Annotated in this window: 14 protein-coding genes; 9 read left to right on the top strand and 5 right to left on the bottom strand. The window is 35.9% G+C overall.

Features of this window, described 5'->3' with window-relative positions; genetic code table 11:
• Nucleotides 1-65: 65 nt before the first annotated feature.
• Nucleotides 66-2,252 carry a glutamine synthetase III family protein gene (locus RE431_RS03150; protein WP_309560498.1) on the bottom strand — a complete coding sequence of 729 codons (2,187 nt, stop codon included), beginning with the start codon at nucleotides 2,250-2,252 and terminating at the stop codon, nucleotides 66-68.
• Between the two features lie 285 nt (nucleotides 2,253-2,537).
• Between RE431_RS03150 and RE431_RS03145 the strand changes: the two genes are divergently transcribed.
• Nucleotides 2,538-3,563 carry a glutamine synthetase beta-grasp domain-containing protein gene (locus RE431_RS03145; protein WP_309560497.1) on the top strand — a complete coding sequence of 342 codons (1,026 nt, stop codon included), beginning with the start codon at nucleotides 2,538-2,540 and terminating at the stop codon, nucleotides 3,561-3,563.
• A gap of 50 nt (nucleotides 3,564-3,613) precedes the next feature.
• Here the strand turns inward: RE431_RS03145 and RE431_RS03140 are convergent, their stop codons facing one another.
• On the bottom strand, nucleotides 3,614-4,558 hold the full coding sequence (locus RE431_RS03140; RefSeq protein ID WP_309560496.1) for a calcium/sodium antiporter: 945 nt from the start codon (nucleotides 4,556-4,558) through the stop codon (nucleotides 3,614-3,616).
• 128 nt (nucleotides 4,559-4,686) lie between these two features.
• Between RE431_RS03140 and RE431_RS03135 the strand changes: the two genes are divergently transcribed.
• The 3 genes from RE431_RS03135 to RE431_RS03125 all read left to right on the top strand — a co-directional run bounded on the left by RE431_RS03135 (nucleotide 4,687) and on the right by RE431_RS03125 (nucleotide 7,425).
• Nucleotides 4,687-5,049 carry a BlaI/MecI/CopY family transcriptional regulator gene (locus RE431_RS03135; protein WP_309560495.1) on the top strand — a complete coding sequence of 121 codons (363 nt, stop codon included), beginning with the start codon at nucleotides 4,687-4,689 and terminating at the stop codon, nucleotides 5,047-5,049.
• Nucleotides 5,049-7,166: a M56 family metallopeptidase gene (locus RE431_RS03130; protein WP_309560494.1), complete on the top strand. Its 2,118-nt coding sequence runs from the start codon at nucleotides 5,049-5,051 to the stop codon at nucleotides 7,164-7,166. Before RE431_RS03135 ends, RE431_RS03130 begins: the two co-directional genes overlap by 1 nt.
• Nucleotides 7,167-7,269: 103 nt before the next feature.
• Nucleotides 7,270-7,425: an SsrA-binding protein gene (locus RE431_RS03125; protein WP_309560493.1), complete on the top strand. Its 156-nt coding sequence runs from the start codon at nucleotides 7,270-7,272 to the stop codon at nucleotides 7,423-7,425.
• On the opposite strand, the gene RE431_RS03120 is transcribed toward RE431_RS03125, so the two are convergent.
• Together RE431_RS03120 and RE431_RS03115 are read right to left on the bottom strand one after the other, a co-directional pair.
• Nucleotides 7,422-7,937, bottom strand: a complete 516-nt coding sequence (locus RE431_RS03120) for an adenine phosphoribosyltransferase (RefSeq protein WP_309560492.1) — start codon at nucleotides 7,935-7,937, stop codon at nucleotides 7,422-7,424. The two genes, RE431_RS03125 and RE431_RS03120, sit on opposite strands and share 4 nt — an antisense overlap.
• Before the next feature lie 10 nt (nucleotides 7,938-7,947).
• Nucleotides 7,948-8,601: a DUF2461 domain-containing protein gene (locus RE431_RS03115; RefSeq protein ID WP_309560491.1), complete on the bottom strand. Its 654-nt coding sequence runs from the start codon at nucleotides 8,599-8,601 to the stop codon at nucleotides 7,948-7,950.
• 185 nt (nucleotides 8,602-8,786) lie between these two features.
• On the opposite strand from RE431_RS03115, the gene RE431_RS03110 reads away from it, so the two are divergent.
• The 5 genes from RE431_RS03110 (at nucleotide 8,787) to RE431_RS03090 (ending at nucleotide 15,461) form a co-directional block, all read left to right on the top strand.
• The gene (locus RE431_RS03110) at nucleotides 8,787-9,128 is read left to right on the top strand and encodes a hypothetical protein (RefSeq protein WP_309560490.1); all 342 of its coding nucleotides are present in this window, start codon (nucleotides 8,787-8,789) and stop codon (nucleotides 9,126-9,128) included.
• A 221-nt stretch (nucleotides 9,129-9,349) separates the two neighbouring features.
• Entirely contained in the window at nucleotides 9,350-12,565 is a 3,216-nt protein-coding gene (locus RE431_RS03105; protein ID WP_309560489.1) for a TonB-dependent receptor, read from the top strand.
• Between the two features lie 91 nt (nucleotides 12,566-12,656).
• A complete protein-coding gene (locus RE431_RS03100) occupies nucleotides 12,657-13,205 on the top strand; it encodes a DinB family protein (RefSeq protein ID WP_309560488.1) in 549 nt (182 codons plus the stop codon).
• A 302-nt stretch (nucleotides 13,206-13,507) separates the two neighbouring features.
• On the top strand, nucleotides 13,508-14,767 hold the full coding sequence (locus tag RE431_RS03095) for a sensor histidine kinase (protein ID WP_309560487.1): 1,260 nt from the start codon (nucleotides 13,508-13,510) through the stop codon (nucleotides 14,765-14,767).
• A complete protein-coding gene (locus RE431_RS03090) occupies nucleotides 14,760-15,461 on the top strand; it encodes a response regulator transcription factor (protein ID WP_309560486.1) in 702 nt (233 codons plus the stop codon). Before RE431_RS03095 ends, RE431_RS03090 begins: the two co-directional genes overlap by 8 nt.
• A 925-nt stretch (nucleotides 15,462-16,386) precedes the next feature.
• On the opposite strand, the gene RE431_RS03085 is transcribed toward RE431_RS03090, so the two are convergent.
• Complete coding sequence (locus RE431_RS03085; RefSeq protein ID WP_309560485.1) at nucleotides 16,387-19,773, bottom strand: ABC transporter permease/M1 family aminopeptidase; 3,387 nt, start codon at nucleotides 19,771-19,773, stop codon at nucleotides 16,387-16,389.
• Nucleotides 19,774-19,814: the final 41 nt, after the last annotated feature.

Here is a 19,814-nt window from a genome sequence, read left to right as displayed (position 1 = left end):
AGGATATTTTAAAATAAAAAGCCACGCTTTGTGCGTGGCTTTTAAAATTTCAGTTTAAAAGAAACTTATCTTGTGAATAACATTTCTCTATACTTGGTCAATGGCCAAAGTTCATCATCTACCAATAACTCAAGTTTGTCACAATGATATCTTATCTCTTCAAAGAATGGTTTTACATCATCACAGTAAGCAAAAGCTTTCTTTTCAGCATCATCAATCTTGTTCGCAACTTTTCTTGCTTCGATCATCGCATTCACATTAGAATTAATGCTGGCAATGTGTGCAGAAATGCTTTCAATGATTTCTAATTGCTCCTTAGCATGTCTTGCGTATTCATTTCCGTAGATCTCTTTAAGTCCACGAACGTTCTTAATTAAAATATTCTGGTAACGAATAGAAGTTGGAATCACATGATTTCTGGCGATATCTCCAAGAATACGACCTTCGATCTGAATTCTCATCGCATATTCCTCCAATTCGATCTCGTGACGAGCTTCGATCTCAGTCTCATTCATCACTCCTAATTCTTTATATAGAGCGATCGTTTTCTTGCTAACCTGAGCTTTTAAAGCTTCCGGCGTAGTTCTGTTATTACTTAAACCACGCTTTTTAGCTTCTTTTTCCCAGGCTTCTCCGTATCCATCACCCTCAAAACGAATCTTCTTAGACTTCTTGATATATTCTCTAAGTACATTAAAGATCGCATCGTCTTTCTTCATTTTCTTATCCTTGATAAGCTTATCAACCTCAACTTTGAAGTCTTTTAATTGCTTAGCAACGATACTGTTTAATACGGTCATCGCTCCGGCACAATTGGCTAATGATCCTACTGCACGGAATTCGAATTTATTTCCTGTAAACGCGAAAGAAGATGTACGGTTTCTATCTGTATTATCAAGTAGAATTTCCGGTATTTTACCAACTACGTTAAGCTTCAATTCAGTTTTCTCTTGTGGAGAAAGTTTTCCATCAGTTACTTTTTCAAGTTCGTCAAGTACTTTAGTTAACTGTGAACCGATAAATACTGAAATAATTGCTGGTGGTGCCTCGTTTGCTCCCAGACGGTGATCGTTTGAAGCACTTGCGATAGCCGCTCTCAATAATTCCTCATTATCATAAACCGCTTTGATCGTATTTACGAAAAATGTAAGAAACTGTAAGTTTTTCATTGGTGTTGAACCTGGAGATAATAAGTTCACTCCAGTATCTGTTGCCAATGACCAGTTATTATGCTTACCACTACCGTTTATTCCGGCGAATGGTTTTTCATGCATTAATACTGCAAGATTATGTCTTTCTCCTACCTTCTTCATCACATCCATGATCAATGAATTGTGATCTACTGCAAGGTTTGCCTCCTCAAAAATCGGAGCAAGTTCGAACTGGTTCGGTGCAACCTCGTTATGACGAGTTTTTACCGGGATACCTAATTTCATACACTCGATTTCAAGATCCATCATAAAAGCAATCGCTCTTGAAGGAATAGATCCAAAATAGTGATCATCTAATTGCTGCCCTTTTGCAGGAGAGTGACCAAGTAGTGTTCTACCTGTAAGTGTAATATCTGGTCTTGATGCTACAAGAGCTGAGTCTATAAGAAAGTATTCCTGCTCCCATCCAAGAGTAGCATTTACTTTCTTCACATTTTTATCAAAATACTTAGCTACATCTGTAGCAGCCTGATCGGCAGCCTGTAATGCTCTAAGTAATGGTGTTTTATTATCTAATGCCTCTCCTGTGTAAGAAACAAAGATCGTTGGAATACATAAAGTTGTTCCCCAGATAAATGCAGGAGATGTAGGATCCCAAGCTGTATATCCACGAGCTTCAAAAGTATTTCTAATACCTCCGTTCGGGAAACTAGATGCATCTGGTTCCTGCTGAACTAATGATCCGCCTCCAAACTTTTCAACCGCCATACCTTCGCTTAGTGGCTCAAAGAAAGAGTCATGCTTCTCTGCAGTAGCTCCGGTTAATGGTTGAAACCAGTGAGTATAATGAGTAACTCCCTTAGAGATAGCCCATTCCTTCATTCCGGTAGAAATATGATCTGCAACATTACGGTCAATTTTCTTTCCCGTATTCATGGCATCTATCACATTAGTATAAGCCTCTTTAGTAAGAAACTGTCTCATCACAGTTTCATTAAATACATTACTAGAGAAGATCTCTGACCTTCTTGAAGGCTCTTCTACCTTAACAGCCTTTCGGTTTAAAGTTTCTTTTAAAGCTTGAAATCGTAAAGTTGACATATTGAATATTTAAGTTGTGTTTTACCTTAATTAATACATTTTGAAATGTAAAAAGCCGAAAATCATATCGTTAACCGGCTTGAAGGTGCGAATATAGGATTTCTGTGTTGAATTTTTAAAGATTTAAACCTTAAAAAATGCTAAAATTTAAATTTTACCCCTAAAAAAATAGGGTGTAAATAAAAATTAACTTCCTTTTTGTTTTTGACACCCCGACACGAAAGGGGTTTAAGATTAAATTAATATTTTTGAATCTTTAACATCCAATTTAAATATTCATTAATTATGAGCAGTAAGGCAAAACTTGAGTACATCTGGCTGGATGGATATTATCCAACCCAAAATATGCGTAGTAAGACAAAAATCGAAGACAACTTTAGTGGAAAACTAAAGGACTGCCCGATTTGGTCATTTGACGGTTCTTCTACAAAACAGGCTGAAGGTGGATCTTCAGACTGTCTATTAAAACCAGTTGCGATCTATCCAGATCCAGCACGTAAGAATGCATACCTGGTTATGTCTGAAGTTCTTAATCCAGATGGATCTCCTCATGAAACAAATTCAAGAGCGACTATAGATGATGAAGACGAAGATTTCTGGTTTGGTTTTGAGCAGGAATATTTTATTATGGATGCAAAAACTCAGCTTCCATTAGGTTTCCCAATGGGAGGTTACCCTGGACCACAAGGAATGTACTATTGTTCTGTAGGCGGAAGAAATACTCATGGAAGAGACCTGGTTGAAGAACATGCAGATCTTTGCCTCGAAGCAGGTATCAATTTTGAAGGTATCAATCAAGAGGTTGCCAGCGGACAGTGGGAATTCCAGGTATTTGCCAAAGGAGGTAAAAAAGCTGGTGACGAAGTTTGGGTAGCACGCTATCTTTTAGACAGGCTAACTGAAAAGTATGGCTATTATATTGAATACCATCCAAAACCAGTGAAAGGTGACTGGAATGGATCTGGTATGCATTGTAATTTCTCCAATACCTTATTGAGAACGGCTGGATCTAAGGAGATTTACGATCAGGTGTGCGAAGCTTTCAGACCGGTTACCAAAGAACATATCGAAGTTTATGGTGAATACAATGATGAAAGACTTACCGGAAAACATGAAACAGCTTCCATAAACGATTTCAGTTATGGAGTATCAGACCGTGGAGCTTCAATAAGAATTCCAATTATTACTGTTGAAAAAGGCTATAAAGGATGGCTGGAAGATCGAAGACCAGCTTCTAATGCCGATCCATACAAGGTTGCTGCAAGAATTATAAAAACAGTAGAATCTGTAGATGTTGCAGTAAGCGTTTAACTTAAATTGAAAAAGAAAAATTAAAGCCATCCCTCTGGATGGCTTTAATACTATATAATAGTAAGTATTATAAATACTGAATATCCTACGATAAGGGCGAAACCTTCTTTCCTACCCATTTCAGACATTTTAGGGATCATTAATAATGGTAATAAAATAAAGGCGATTCCAAGCATCCAGACCATATCATTGGTAAGAACTTCCGAAGACTGAACTACGATAGGTTTTATCAAAGCAGTTAAACCAAGTACCGAGGCGATATTGAAAATATTAGAACCTATAAGATTCCCGAGAGACATTGCCTTCTCCTTTTTCATAGCAGCGATAAGTGAAGCTGCAAGTTCGGGAACACTGGTACCTACGGCAATAACGGTTACTGACACGATACGCTCACTAACTCCCAATTGAGTAGCAAGATCTACAGCTCCCTTCACCAGAAGTTCCGATCCGCCCCAAAGTGCTACCATTCCTATTATCAACCAGATGGTCATTTTAAATCCGCGTACATCGCGCAAAGATTCATCAACTTCCTCAATAATTACTTTATCTTTTCTTCTGGAACGTTTTATAAGAATAATTAAATAACCTACAAGACCTAAAAGTAAAGCTCCACCTTCAATACGTGACAATTCATTATTGCTCATCAGGAAGAAATAGAGAACTATGGAAAATACCATCATAACAGGCCAGTTGATCCTGTAAAAATCTCTATCTACCAGCAAGGGCGAAACCAATGCGGTGAGCCCGAGCACCAAACCGATATTAGCAATATTAGATCCTATTACATTCCCTAAAGATATATCTGAAAAACCTTCAATAGCAGCCTGGAGACTCACCAGTAATTCCGGAGCTGAAGTTGCAAAAGAAACTACCGTTAGACCTATCACCATTCTTGAAATATTTAATTTCAAGGAAAGCGCTACTGAAGATCGAACTAAAAATTCTCCTCCTATCACCAGTAAAACAAAGCCAATTAGTAGAAATACAATGCTCATAAAACTTTTTTTGCGAAGATAGCAGAAATGCATTTAAAAAGACCTGAAACAAAAAACAACTACTTTTTTAGTTTTAAAACTATTTTTTTCGTTATATTTAAAATCTACAATTGAAATCTGAACATATAATGGAGAAATTAACCAATAAAGAAGAAGAGATCATGAGAGTTCTCTGGGACCTGGAAAAAGCTTTTGTAAAAGAAGTCTTGCCGGAACTGAACGATCAGAAATTACACTACAACACTGTTTCAACCATTATTAGAAACCTGGAAGAAAAAGGATATGTTTCTCACAAAGCATTCGGAAAAACTCATCAGTATTTTCCAGTGATCACTAAGGAAAAGTATCGCAAGCAATTCATGAATATGGCAACAAAGCGTTATTTCGATAATTCCTTCAAGAACGTAGTTTCATATTTCGCTAAAGAGGAAAAGATAAGCGCAGATGAGTTGAGAGAGATTCTCGATATCATTGAAAATGAGAAGAAATAATGGAAAGCCTTTTAATTTATCTTATTAAAGCTTCTGCCCTGCTCGGTATCTTTTACCTGAGCTATATCTTCTTGCTAAGAAAGGAAACTTCTTTTCAGTTGAACAGAAAATATCTTCTGGCAGGCATACTAACTTCTGGTATACTTCCGGCCATTTATTTTACAAAGAAAGTATACATCCAGGCTAGTTCCCAGGATTTCAATTTCAGTGTTGATCCTTCTCTTGTTACAACTACGCCGGTAGAGACATCTATAGATTGGTGGCAAATAACAGGAATAATTTATTTATTGGTAACAGGTTTTTTCCTGTTGAGATTGCTGTTTCAATTACTATCTGTGGTCAATATTCTAATTTCAAACAGATTTAGAAAAATTGCAGGTTTAAAATATCTTGAGACATCTGAAAATCAATTACCATTTTCATTTTTCAATTTTATCATTTTTAATCCTGAAAAACATTCTAAAAAGGATCTCCATTTAATTCTTGATCATGAAAGAGTTCATGCAAGGCAATTTCATTCAGCAGATATTCTTATAGCCAATATCACAAGCTGCATACTTTGGTTCAACCCGTTCTCCTGGCTTTATAAAAAAAGTATAGAACAAAACCTGGAATTTATCGCAGACCGTGAGACAGTAAAAAATAAATCAGAAATTAAAGATTATCAGCATGCACTAATAAAAGTTTCTATTGCCGACCTAAAGCCGGCGCTTACTAATCATTTTTATCAATCATTTATCAAAAAACGAATTCTTATGTTAAACAAAAAATCATCAACAAACAGTCCTGCGTGGAAGTTAAGCCTGATAACTCCTTTACTTTTAGCTTTTATGTTATTATTTAATGTAAAATCTGAAGCAATGATCATTACAGCTCAGGAAAACAATCAACAGACAGAGCAAAATAAAGTGCCTGAAGCTACAGAAGAAATGAAGATGCAAATAGAGGAAGAAGCTGAAGTTATCGAAGAACAGGAGAGCTTTGAGACCATTGAAGTAATATCAGACGAGGAACCGGAAAAGGTCCACTTTATTGAAATTGAAAACAGTAAAAGGCGAAATCCTGCCAGTATGATTGGCGCAGATCCTCTTTATGTAATAAATAATAAAGAGTACAAATCTTCCAGACTGGAGAATAAGTATATCGCCTTAAATTCGAGATTGAATTTTATTCCTGCTTCTGAAGCCATGAAAAGATATGGAAATAAGGGAGAGAATGGAGCTGTAATTATTCCTGATGGTACCATTATAAAGAATTTTGACAAGAAATTGAAAGAGGCCCAGGAGCTATCTAATGATTTTAGCGGAAAATTTCTTTCTGTTGGAGAAAATGGAAAACCTTCTATAATCGAAATAAGGTCTTCTAAAAATTCTAATGAAGCCTTTGTTAAACCTTATTCATTTGGCTCGGGAAATGTTTCTGGTGTTAAGTATATCAACGCAACATCAAATTCATTTTCACCAAAAAGTGATTTTCAGATAATGCGTGGTACTAACTCCAGAGTTTTTACAACTTCCCCAAAAGTGAAAGTTCGCGCCATGAGTCCATCTTCAGAAAATACTGCCCGTATAATGGAATTGAAGACAAAATCAAAAAATAATTCTCAAGCGGTATGGATTCAAAACGATTCCAATAAAGTATATGTCCAGACACAGGATAATTCACCTATATATGTGGTTGATGATGAAATTATGGGAAAAGATTTTATTGTTAATTCTATAAAACCTGAAGAGATCGCAGCCATCAACGTACTTAAAGGTGGAATGGCAATTAGAGAATATGGCAAAAAAGCCGAGAACGGAGTGATCATTATAAAAACAAAAGCTTCCGGATACAAAGCCACAAATAAAAAACCTGAAATTGTCGTATTTGGGATTGAAAAAAATTATTCCGACTCCAAATTAGAATCTTTAAAAACATCTATTTTGGAATCAACTGGAATGAAAGTCCAGTTTTCAGGTATTCAAAGAAATTCAAATAATGAAATAACAAAAATCGAGGTTTCAGTTGAAAATGATGATCAAAAAGCTTCCGCAAACTGGGATGATACAGACGGAATTCCAAAAATTAGTATTGGCTTTTCAGAAAAAAATGGAATTTTCATAAAGACAAGATAATTTAAATTATGAATAAACAAAAGCCGCATCTCTGCGGCTTTTGTTTTTTTATAACAAACTGACATTTAATTATTTGATATATTTGGAATAAACCAGCCCTGATATGAAGAAAAAAATTTTCAAAACCTTAGCGAAGATCAACAAGAAAGTACTTCCTAAATATTCTACAGATCAGGATTTTGATTTACGTAATGCCAGTAAAGTTCAAATGGCATTAATAGGCTGGAAATTATGGGTCACGAAAAACTCTTTAGATTAGGAATATTTTATAAGGGAAGAAACCTCAAATTTATCCAACTTGCTTATCCCGTTCAGAAATTCTAGTTCTACCAGGAAATTGCATTGAACAATCTCTCCTCCACATTTTTCGATTAGCCTGGACGTAGCAGCCGCAGTTCCACCAGTAGCCAGCACATCATCGTGAAGTAGAATTCTCTCTCCCATCTTTATGGCATCTTCATGAATCTCCAGTGTATCCCTCCCATATTCCAATTCATAATTTTCCGAATGAGTTTTATAAGGAAGCTTGCCGGGTTTACGAACAGGAATAAAACCAGCATTCAGTTTATCAGCCAGAAGAGTAGCGAAGAAAAATCCGCGGGATTCTATTCCCACAACCTTATCTATTTTACCATGAGGCAGATTATTCATGAATAATTTCACGGCTAAATTCATCGCTTCATGATCTAATAGCAACGGGGTGATATCTTTATAGCTTACTCCTTTTTTAGGAAAATCGGGAATTTCCCTAACATACGACTTCAGTTCCATTAAAAATTCTTTATACGGTTATTGCTTTATTCAGGTAACTCCTGAAAGGTAGCATTTCCTTATAAATTTTGACAAGCTTCTCCTGGAAATCATCTTTCATAATTTCCTTTTGAGTGAGCGTGTGCACCACCGCAAAACTTTTATTGCGAAGCAGGTCTATATGTTCATGATCTTTGGAATATCCTTTAGGAGAAGTCTTGAGTTGTTCCGCATCCATTAATCCGCCAAAGGTATTTTGGAAAGACTTTTTATTCAGGATCCTTTTGAATTCTTCTCCATTGTAGTCTATGGCAGCTCTAATACTATCAAGCGTTTCCTTTTTCGGCTTATAAATTCCCCCAGCCACAAAACTTTCATTAATACCAATATGAATATAAAAATCTCCTTTTCCTTTTTCCTTGTCCAGCCCTGCACCAAAATGATCCTTATAAACCGGCTTGTTGGGATGAAAAAGTAAATTATTATTAATCCTGTTTAGCGCTTGCTTTCCAGTTGTTGGAGAATAGTCAGGATCTACCTTAGAAAGTTTGATATCCATCTGGTTGAGCCAGTCGATATAAAAATCTCTTACTTCATGATATTCCTTTCTATGGGAATCCATCCACTCTTTGTGATTATTCTTATTTAATTCTCTTAGAAAACTGAATAATTTATTGAAGCTCATTTTTTTTTTATTTAAAGGTATTAAACTCTTTGCAGTTAGGTTAAATACCGGATTTTAATCTGAAACCGAATTATACCATACACAACAAAACAGTTGATTTACAGTCATTTGCATTATTATAAAAAGGAATAGAGTTAAAGTACACAGATCTTTAAGGCTATATTTATATAACAAATCTAACCAAGATGAAATACTTAAAACTGGGAGATCATTACAATACCCCTGAAATTGCTGGGTTGCCTTTAAAACAAAAGAAGAACATAAAATTCAACTATTATCTCTCCAGTAGAATTAATGGAAATCTTATAGATCTTGATATTACCTCAAAATTGTTCGATGGAGATAAAATGTATATAAGAAAATCCTGTTATCGGGTTAAATTGAGATCTATGGAAGATTGCGTTAAAAAAAATACTGTAGATCATATGCTAAGTCTGGGAGTTGAAAAGGAAAACATTCCACTTTCTCTCCAAAATACAGACCTACAAACTAGAAGAAACAAATTATCCAAGAAAGATGCTTTTTAGTGATTAGCTTTTACCCTTCGGTGAAGAAACCCTGCCATTACTGGCGGGGTTTTCTTTTTTACACCTAATACGTTCAAATAACATTAATTTTGTGAAATTTTAAAATATTGATTATCAGCATCTTAATACCCTTAAATTTGTTTAGAAAATAATATGTCAGCAAGTTAAGAAAGCTTACTTTTGCAAAAATTTTAACTTTATTTAACACAACACAATCACACATGAAACGACTTTTACTGCTATTTGCAATAGCAATGTTTAACATCGTAACAGCCGAAGCTCAGGTTACTACAGCCGAGATAAGTGGAGATGTATTTTACGAGGAAAATACCCCGCTTCCAGGTGCTAATGTAACTGCCGTACACACCCCTACTGGTACAACTTATGGAGCGGTTACTAATTTTGACGGAGGATTCAGATTATTGAACCTTAGAGTTGGTGGACCCTACAAGATCTCTGTAAGTTATGTTGGATTCAAAACTTCAGTTTTAGAAGGTGTAGAATTAAATTTAGGACAAACCTATAATGTAAACATCGAGATGGTTTCTGATGCTACACAGCTTGATGCCGTAGTAATCACAGGTTCCAAGAATCAGATCATTAACAGTGATCGTACAGGTGCCGAAACTAATATTGGTAGAAAAGAACTGAAAAGCCTGCCAACCATTTCAAGATCTGCTTCAGATTTCTACAGATTAGAGCCAACAGCTTCCAGCAATGGTTCATTCGGAGGTAGAAACGACCAGTTTAATAACTTCAGTCTTGATGGATCTATTTTCAATAACCCGTTCGGACTTGATGCCGCAACACCGGGAGGTCAGACCAACGCACAGCCAATTTCTCTTGATGCGATAGACCAAATCCAGGTTTCTACTGCACCATACGATGTAACTCAGGCAGGATTTACAGGAGCGTCTGTAAATGCTGTAACTAAAAGTGGTACTAACGAGATCGAAGGAACTGTTTACGGATTTTACCGTAATGAAGATATGACTGGTAGCAAAGTTGCCGGCGATGACATTATCGTACCAGACCTTAAACAAGCTCAATATGGATTTAGTATTGGAGCACCAATCATTAAGGATAAATTATTCGTGTTCGCCAATTTCGAAAAAGACGATAGAGAAGATCTTGGATCTAACTTTGTAGCTAGCAGACCTGGTCTTACAGGATCTAACGTTTCCAGAGTAACTGCTGAAGACCTTGAATATGTTTCTACTCAATTAGGTTCTTTAGGTTACGAGACTGGCGCATATGAAGGCTATACTCATGAGACCGGATCTACAAAAGGTATTCTGAAATTAGACTGGAACATCAACCAGAATCACAGAATGGCATTCATCTACAATTTCCTGGATGCTTCAAGAGATCTTCCGGCAAACCCGGAAGCAATTGGTAGAAGAGGTCCAGACCTTACTACTTTACAATTCAGAAATTCCGGATACACCATCAATAACAAGATCGACTCATGGTTGGTTGAATTGAATTCAAGTTTCGGAAATAATGTTTCTAATAAATTCCAGGCAGGATACACTTTCTTTGATGATAGTCGTGATCCTTTCTCTGCTCCTGCACCTCCTATCAACATTCAGCAAAATGGAGTTAGATATATCGTAGCCGGACATGAACCATTCTCTATCAATAACAGATTAGAGCAACATGTTTACCAGATCACGAATAACCTTAACGTAGTTTCTGGTAATCATACTTTTACTTTTGGAGGTAGTTTTGAAAGATTTGATTTTGATAACTCATTCAATCTTGGAGCATACGATTATAATGGTAATGCTGATCTTGGGACAGGACCTGTAAGTACTTTCTTTGATGCTTTCACAAGTGTTAGAATAGATCCTAACAGCCCTGGAACTTCTTTTGAGGATGCTATCAATAATGGTACAATTGAAGCAGCGTTGAATAATGCTCAAAATATTTATGATGACAGAAGTGCTAATGATAGCTGGGCACTTGCTGAAACTAATGTAGGTCAGCTTGCATTTTACGCACAGGATAGATGGAAGATCAATGATGATTTTACATTTACTTATGGTCTTCGTGTAGACAAGCCTTTATATTTTGATACAGAAGATAAGATTCGTGAAAATATTGATCGTTTAGCTGGTGGGACTTTCCCTAATGGTGACTACCAACCAGGAATCACTTACTATGATGAGAATGGCGATGCAGTTAATCTGAATAGTCTTGAATTACCTTCTAATGACATCCTTTGGTCTCCAAGACTTGGATTTAACTGGGATGTAATGGGTGATAATCAATTACAATTACGTGGTGGTACAGGTATCTTTACTGGTAGACTTCCTTTCGTATGGATCGGGAACCAGGTTGCTAACCCGGCTTTCTACTTTTACCAGACTACTGCACCAAACTTTAAATTCCCTCAGGTTTGGAGAAACAGTTTAGGAGCAGATTACAGATTTGAAAACGGACTTGTAGCAACAACCGATCTTATCTATACTAAAGATATCAACGCTCAGATGGTAAGAAACTATGGTCTTGCCACTCCAACAGGAACTCTTAATGGCGTAGATAACCGTCCGGTTTACCTTAACAGCGACAGAGCAGTAAATGAATTTGGTGGAGTTACAAATGCTTATGTGTTCACCAATACAGATGTGGGATACTCTTTCAACTGGTCTGTAAAGCTTGCTAAGAGCTTTGAAAAGGATTTTTATGCAAGTATCGCCTATAATTATTTAAAGTCTGAAGATGCAAGCTCTCTTGATGCTGAGATCTCAAGTGATGCTTACGACAGAAATCCTGCTTTAGGAAATGTGAACAGAGCAGTTAGCACACCTTCAAGATATGGTGATAAGCACAGAATCGTAGGACAATTGAACAAAGAGTTCAACTACGGAAAAGATGATCGTTGGAGAACTTCTATTGGTGCATTTTACGAATACGCTCAGGGAGGTAGATTCTCTTACACATATTCAGGAGATATCAATAATGACGGGTCTGTATTGAACGATCTTATTTATATCCCAACTCAGTCTGAACTTCAGCAATATACCTTCTCTGGTAGTATTGAAGAGCAGGAAGCACAAAGACAGGCCTTCGAACAATTTATTCAGCAGGATGAATACCTGAGTGGAAATCGTGGTGATTATGCTGAGAAATACGGAATTCTTAGCCCTTGGAGAGGACGTTGGGACGTAAAACTTCTACAAGATTATAATTTCAAGGTTGGTGAGAAAACCAATACCATCCAGTTAAGTCTTGATATTCTTAATTTCGGGAACTTATTGAATTCTGATTGGGGTGTGATCCAGATTCCTGTGAACGATCAGCCGCTTGGTGTTACAGTAGATGAAAATAATTCTCCTGTTTATACCTTCGGAAATCAAAGCAGAACGTTTGCGAACGATTTCAGCCTTCAGTCAAGATGGCAAGCGCAGGTAGGATTGAGATATATCTTCTAAAATACAATTCCTGATTACAGGTTTTCAATATCAAAAAAAGCTCCTTTTTTAAAGGGGCTTTTTTTATCTTTAGTATTATCAATATCCACTTATGAAAGATTGGGCGAATCAAATTGACAGGCTTACCGGAATGTTTCTAAATTCCTTTAGTCCGCTCAGTGAAGATGATTTAAACTGGAAACCGGGGCCGGAGACCTGGAGTATTGCAGAAAATATGGAACACCTCATCATTCTAAACGAATCTTATTTTCCTGGATTTGAACGGTTAAACCGAGGGAATTATGATCTACCTTTTATTGCGAGGTTCGGTTTTGTGGTTAAGTTCTTCGGAAATCTGATCCTGAAATCTGTGAATCCGGATAGAAATAAAAAGATGAAAACCTTTCCATTATGGCAACCAAGCAAAAGTAATTTTTCGAAAGAGATTTTGAATAGGTTTGAAACTCATCAGAATAAACTGAAAGAGGAAATTCTAAGTACTGAACATCATATAAAAGAAAATGCAGTTATCTCATCCCCCGCAAATAAGAATATAGTTTACAAACTCGAAACGGCTTTTGAGATCTTGATTAGTCATGAAAAGAGACATTACAATCAGGCAAATGAAATATATCAATTATTAAAAGAACAAAAATCCTAAGCTTTCCTGAAGCTCTAAAAAAATGAAGCTCCGGAAAATCCAGAGCTATCATTTCGTTTTGATTCCAACTAAAACTTTATTTTAATACTTTCTCTAATTTAAACCTTAGACTTCTTACTTTACTTCGAGCTGCAAAAAGCGGGTCAACTTTGTAATATGAGTAATTATTATACTGCAATTTAAAACGAAAGTAGGCAGGTTTATGGTAATGAGAAGCGAAAAAGATTAATGAAAGGTTAATCAGATTAATAAAAACCTAATTTCCGGCTGGCAACAAAAATTTTAGTAATATAGAATCGATTTTGAAAGCAAGGATCTTCTATATAGGCATTTTTCTAATTTCGGTTGTTGGACTCTTTGTAGTACAATACCAATATTTAAGGATAGGTCTTAACCTTGCAAAAATTCAATTTGAACAAAAACTTGAAAATACTTCCAAAGATCTGAAGGATATCTTTGGAAATCAAAATGAATTAAGTTTTCTAATCGCTCAATCTTATAATAATAAAGGTTATTTCAGTTTAAGTGAAGATAGCCTGAAGGAGGCTTCCCGATATTATATTTATGACATTATAGAAGATCGCCTAAAAAGCAACAAAGTCACGACAGATTTCTCTTTTGAGCTGTATTCAAAAGACAGCCTGATAAAATTGAAATCTCCTGCAAGTTTTAAAAATGATGAGAATCTGATCAAATATCCCATCGCTCTTGAAGGTTATTTACCCGATAAACTGAATAGAGGCCTTGTTCTGGAACTTCAATTCAGGGATCTTAACTCCTATTTTCTATCACAATTAAACGGATTACTAATCCCCGGATTGATCTTTCTGGCGATCATTATTTTTGTAATGATATGGATGCTAAGATTATTCTTCTGGCAACGTGACCTTATCACAATAACCAACGATTTTATAAATAATCTTACCCACGAATTAAAAACTCCCGTTTTCTCTATAGGTGTGGCCACTAAAATTCTTGAAAAAGATAGTTCCGAAAAACAGAAACCAATTATAGCAGAGATAAGAAAACAAATTTCGCGACTGAATAATCATATTGAACAGGTTCTGGGACTTGCGAGTCTGGAATCTAAAAATTTGATGCAGTTAAAAAAGTTAGATCTTAAACCATATCTTGAAGAATGGTGCGAAAACTTTAAACGTCTTTCGGAAATTGAAAATTTTGAATTCAATTATGATCTGGAACCTGGGAATTACATGGTAAAAGCCGCTCCCTTTTATTTTGAAAACGCAATTTCCAATCTTCTTGATAATGCCAAGAAATACTCTCAAGATCCACAAATACATCTTAAAGCATGTAAAAAGGAAAATAAACTAAAGATTGAAATAAGAGATAATGGGAAAGGTATTTCTAAAAAAGAGAGGAAAAACATTTTCAAAAAATATTATCGTATTTCAGAAGGTGATCTTCACCCATCCAAAGGCTATGGTTTAGGTCTTAGTTATGTGCAGCAGATCGTAAAAAGGCATCATGGAAAAATCAGGGTGGAAAGCGAAATAAATAAAGGCACTAAAATCACTATATTAATTCCCTTAGATGGATAAGAGAAACAAAATACTTTTAGTAGAAGACGACGAATCCCTTGGTTATTTGTTATCTGAATATTTAAAGATCAAAGATTTTGATGTAAGCTGGGCTAAAAATGGTGAAATAGCATTAAAAAATCTGGAAAATCATAATTTTCATTTGGTGGTTCTGGATGTTATGCTTCCCGATATTGATGGATTTAACCTGGCAAAGAAGATCAAGATTGAAAATCCAAAGACGCCATTTATTTTTCTTACGGCAAGGTCATTAAAAGTGGATGTGCTAAAAGGTTTCTCTCTCGGAGCGATGGATTATTTAAAAAAACCTATTGATGAAGAAGAACTGGTCACAAGAATTGAAGTTCTTATTTCTAGATTACATCCATCAGATATTGAACAGGACCTACAGAAAGAAATTCACCAGATTGGAGCCTATGTTTTTGATTCCAAAAACCAGAAACTGATTTTCGAAAATGAAGAAACTGTTCTTACAGCAAGAGAAAATGAACTTTTGCTATATCTCCTGAAAAACCGAAATCAACTTTGTGCGCATAAAGATATTCTCGATCTCCTATGGGGCAAGAATGACTATTTTAATAGGAAAAGTTTGAATGTATTTATTTCCAGATTACGTAAATATTTAAAATCAGATCCAACTATTAAGATCAGAAATCTTCATAAGAAAGGATTCGTACTTCGGGTAGAAGATTAAATTATTAAATCCTCAAACTGATATTATCTTCGTATTTAAATTTCCGCATATACTTTTAATCGATTAAATGCAAATAAATACGATAAAACACCATTTTTGTTTGGTTATTAGGAATTAATTAACAATCTTTGATTTACCCAAATCTACTGATTATGAAATCATTATCTCAAAAAGATGAAGAATTCAATAAATTCTACACATCAATGGAGAAAAAGGTAAGAATTATAAGGGGTGCAATTATATGTATAGGTCTTTTTACCATTATTATGGTTGCAATCTTTCGTTAAGACTACGCCTTTCCAAAATCCCTCATCATCCTGATGAGGGATTTTTTTATGTAATTTATTGATTATACCACTAAAGAGGTATTTTAATTTCTCGGAGATTCCTATATTTTTATAGAATTGATTTAGAGGATATGAAAAAATTAATTCAGCAGGATGCGGAGTTTAAAAAAGAATATAATCAGGTACAAAATAGTATAAAACTACTGAGCGCTTTGATCATCCTGGCAGCCCTAACCTTAATAACAGTATCTTTCCTTTTGCTTTAATCATTAGACTTCATTACAGGGGCGAATTAACTTCGCTAACAGAGTAAAATAATCTTTTAAAGCAATTCTATTTAGGCCCATAAATTCAGCAAAATAATTTTAGATATCAGCATTGGCAAATCCAGAATTCCAATATTCAAAAAATGGCTTACTGGAGAAATGACTGAAGACTGATCCATCAAGGGGCTAATTCATTTAATAATCACTTACGAGATTTAATCAGAATACAACAGGCAGCAGCCCCGATGTTACAACCTCTTCTAGTTCCTGAAAATTAAAGTGAACATATTAGAGCAATTTTTCAATGAGTAAATAAGTAAAAAATGTATTATCTATCAAAAGTTCTTGGGGCCTTCTAAGAACCTAATGCAATTATTTACCCAACAAAAATGAATTCAGCTTCAAATCCCTGTCAGAAAATAAGCGCCTGGGATCAATCGCTACTCCATCAGGTTTTACGGGAACTACAATTTCAATCTTTTGATTTTCTGCATCTAAATGATATCTTTTCAAGTAAATCTGCTCACCAAATTCATATTCGGAAGAATTAGCATAAAGCGCAATTTCTACATATTCATTTAGAGGTAACTTTTTGATTTTCCCTTTTTCATCAGCAGAGAATTTATGGCTTTCAATGTCCAGGGAAACCATCCAGTTTTTAGCTTTCTCATCAATTTTCACATCATTGATATCAAATTCCCAGAAGACGTTTTCATAGAATAAATCCTGAACCAAACCTTGCAAAGAATCTGGCGTCACTGTTTGTAATTCAGCATACAGATCTAAAGAAGTTGGCAGTGCAGCTTTTTCAGGCCCAAATTTGATAATCAGGTTATTTAAAGCAGCCATCATCTTTTCCCTTCCCAGAAATTCTTTTAGAGTATATAAAGCAAACGGTCCACGACGAAAAACGCTAAAATGGTCAACACTTCTGATAAGTGGAACACCTGCCAGCGGCCTTGGAGTTAAATATTCCTGGCGCATAATTTCGAGGAGATTCTCCAAATGCTCTTTCCCGTAGAATTCTTCTATCAACATCCATGAACTGAACCAGGCCAGACTTTCGGTCAATAGTCCCCCGCCTTCAACGGGAGCCGGACTTAATTGATCACCCCACCACTGATGCGCGACCTCGTGGCCCATAATTGCAAAAGGAAAATCAAATTTCCTGGGATCAGCCTCAGGCCAAAAATTAGAGAAACCTTCTGAATAGCTCATCGTTACGGGATTCCCATTCAGCATTATTCCATTTGAAGGAAATTCTACCATCCGAATAACATCATGTGGATATTGCCCGTAGTGCTTTGAGAAATACCTCAACGCTTCTTTAATACCTTCCATATATCTGTCCAGATTTGCCGTATGGCTGGGATGATGGTAAATTTCAATTTCCACATCCTTCGATTTTCCCTTTAAAATTTTATATTCCGCAGAAAGGATTTCAAAATTATGGGTGATGGGTGCTTCGGTTTTATAATGAAAATAGTTCCTTCCCTTATCCTTCCATTCGCGCTGTAGCTCTCCAGCGGTGATGGCGGTTTGCCCGTTAGAAGTTCCAAGAATGGCTTCAAAATCAATCTTGTTTTTAAAATGAAGTCTTGCCTTCTCGTCAAAAACTGAATTCAATACAGGTTGTGGGTTCAGATTGAAATTGGCTCTGTCTATAGAATCAGTTAGCTCTTTGGAAGGGTGATATCCAATCCACGGTAAATTCTGGAATCCAAAATAGGTTCCGTTCTTTACAATGGCAGAATTCTTTCCAGTATTGCTAAATCCGTTATTCCTGAACTGTTGAACGAATTCTATTTCAATGGAATCATCGGGCTTCAAAGCAGGTTGAAATCTATAAATTCTATATCCCAGATCTCTATCATTCACCAATTCTGATAAACGATCATTTGAAAGAAATGTCAATTCATCATTATCACCCGTTACAGAAATATGGAGCGAATCAATTGCTTCGGAAGAATTATTGAAGAGTAAATATTTTCCTGTGATTTCCATTTCTTCTGTTTCAGGAAAAATTTCAGCTTCTATAAAAATCCGTCTTAGATCAGGCTGATTAGTATTCCTGAAAGCTGCATATTTTTTTTCGTAGGCTGCCTTTAAAGCTAATTTTTCATCCTCTGTTCTATAGTTATTTAATACATTAGTATTGTAAAATATAAAACCGCCCACAGTACAAAGAAGAGTTGCCAGAATAATTGATAAAAGTGACGGTTTAAAAGCTTTCAAAGAACTGTAAACACGTGATTTAAAGCTTTCTACATCTACCCTAACCCAGGATAATTTTGCAATTCCTAACAAAACGATACCCCAAAGTAACCAGTAGAATTTAAACCAGAGCCAGGAAGTAAGATTTGGTGCGAATCCGCTCATTTGCGTGTACGTCCATTCAGGAGCTGCTCCAAATATCAAAAGTTTATGATAGAGACCAAATAAGTATGGGAAGTTCATCAGAATGAAAGCTGTAATAACCAGAATATGTCCTAAAAACTTATGATTTATCAGCACGTGGATCGCAAATGCCAAAACGATGAACAAAAGCAAGTCAATAAATTGAAAACCGAAGAATACCTGGAACATCAGAATCAGATCAATATTTGTATTTTCATTTAAAAGCTGTATTCCAATGGCAGAAATTAAAAAGAACAGCTGAATGCTGACCATTAATAAGAACAGGCTTCCAAATTTTGAGAAGGCTAAAACCCAGTTTTTAATTGGTGTAGCATTTAGGATGTTGCTAATGCCTGCATCCCGATCTTTCCAGATCACTTCACCCGAATAAAAAGTCAATACAACGGCGAGAATAATTTTCACGGGAGGCAGCGAAAAAAGTTCAATCACTTTAAAACTACTTGCAATCATTGGTACACCCAATTGCCCTTCAAAAATTTCACTACTCCAGATCCCAAGTACGATCACCATCAAAACTAAAATGAGCCAGGCCATATTTCGAAGCATAGCCATGTATGAGCTTTTGATCAATTCAAAGAATTGAGCCTGAGTGGTTTTTTTGTCAAATTTTCTAACTACAACTGGAGCGCTAACAACGGTATGCCAGAATTTTGTTCTTTCTGTAGTATTAATGAACTTTTGCTTTTTCGATTTTTTGCGACCGCTTATATATTTAAAATTGAACCGGCTATAGGCGACAAAAAGCAAGAGCGCCGATAATCCCATCCAGGAAAATCTATTCAGAATCAATTCAGAAGTCATTGGTATCAGGTCATTTTTCATTTCGCCCGAAGCGTTTTTCATCGAAAGTTCTCGTAAAATGGTCATTCCCGTTAAATCATATCTCTTTCCGGTATCCCAGTCTCCGAATTCACCAGCGATAATTTCCATAGTGAATTGGGCTATAAAAAAGAGAAGCACAGCGACCAGAAATGCAATAGCACCTTTTCTGAATATCACGCAAACTGAGAAAATTATACCAGTGAAAATGAAAATATTGGGAAGACCAAATATGAAATACGCCTGCAGATAACCCAGGAGGTTATTTGATGCAAAATAATGCGCAATTATTGGTATTTGTGAGGCGATTGCCAATACTATAATACCCCCTAAAAGTATAATGCTGTGGATGGCGAGCAAGGCGATGAACCTACCTCCCAAATATGTTCGTTTTTTGATTGCCAGGGTTTTAAAAAGAGGATCTATATTATTCTGAATATCCCTGACTGCAGCATTTCCTGAACTTGATGCTGCCAGTAAAAGCCCAAAAAGACTACCTATTCCGACTAATAAGCCAAGCACGACCGGCGAGTTTAAAAAGTATTTCCCATCCGTGACGTTAT

It is taken from the genome of Christiangramia sediminicola, assembly GCF_031344135.1.
Lineage (GTDB): Bacteria > Bacteroidota > Bacteroidia > Flavobacteriales > Flavobacteriaceae > Christiangramia > Christiangramia sediminicola.
Note: the sequence above shows the minus strand (reverse complement) of the source record. Positions and strands in the feature narration are given on the sequence as shown.

Coding starts and splice junctions, on each gene's coding strand:
- RE431_RS03125 (WP_309560493.1), top strand. CDS start 7,270: ATGAAGAAAAAAATTTTCAAAACCTTAGCGAAGATCAACAAGAAAGTA.
- RE431_RS03105 (WP_309560489.1), top strand. CDS start 9,350: ATGAAACGACTTTTACTGCTATTTGCAATAGCAATGTTTAACATCGTA.
- RE431_RS03145 (WP_309560497.1), top strand. CDS start 2,538: ATGAGCAGTAAGGCAAAACTTGAGTACATCTGGCTGGATGGATATTAT.
- RE431_RS03090 (WP_309560486.1), top strand. CDS start 14,760: ATGGATAAGAGAAACAAAATACTTTTAGTAGAAGACGACGAATCCCTT.
- RE431_RS03130 (WP_309560494.1), top strand. CDS start 5,049: ATGGAAAGCCTTTTAATTTATCTTATTAAAGCTTCTGCCCTGCTCGGT.
- RE431_RS03120 (WP_309560492.1), bottom strand. CDS start 7,937: ATGGAACTGAAGTCGTATGTTAGGGAAATTCCCGATTTTCCTAAAAAA.
- RE431_RS03140 (WP_309560496.1), bottom strand. CDS start 4,558: ATGAGCATTGTATTTCTACTAATTGGCTTTGTTTTACTGGTGATAGGA.
- RE431_RS03110 (WP_309560490.1), top strand. CDS start 8,787: ATGAAATACTTAAAACTGGGAGATCATTACAATACCCCTGAAATTGCT.
- RE431_RS03115 (WP_309560491.1), bottom strand. CDS start 8,601: ATGAGCTTCAATAAATTATTCAGTTTTCTAAGAGAATTAAATAAGAAT.
- RE431_RS03100 (WP_309560488.1), top strand. CDS start 12,657: ATGAAAGATTGGGCGAATCAAATTGACAGGCTTACCGGAATGTTTCTA.
- RE431_RS03135 (WP_309560495.1), top strand. CDS start 4,687: ATGGAGAAATTAACCAATAAAGAAGAAGAGATCATGAGAGTTCTCTGG.
- RE431_RS03150 (WP_309560498.1), bottom strand. CDS start 2,252: ATGTCAACTTTACGATTTCAAGCTTTAAAAGAAACTTTAAACCGAAAG.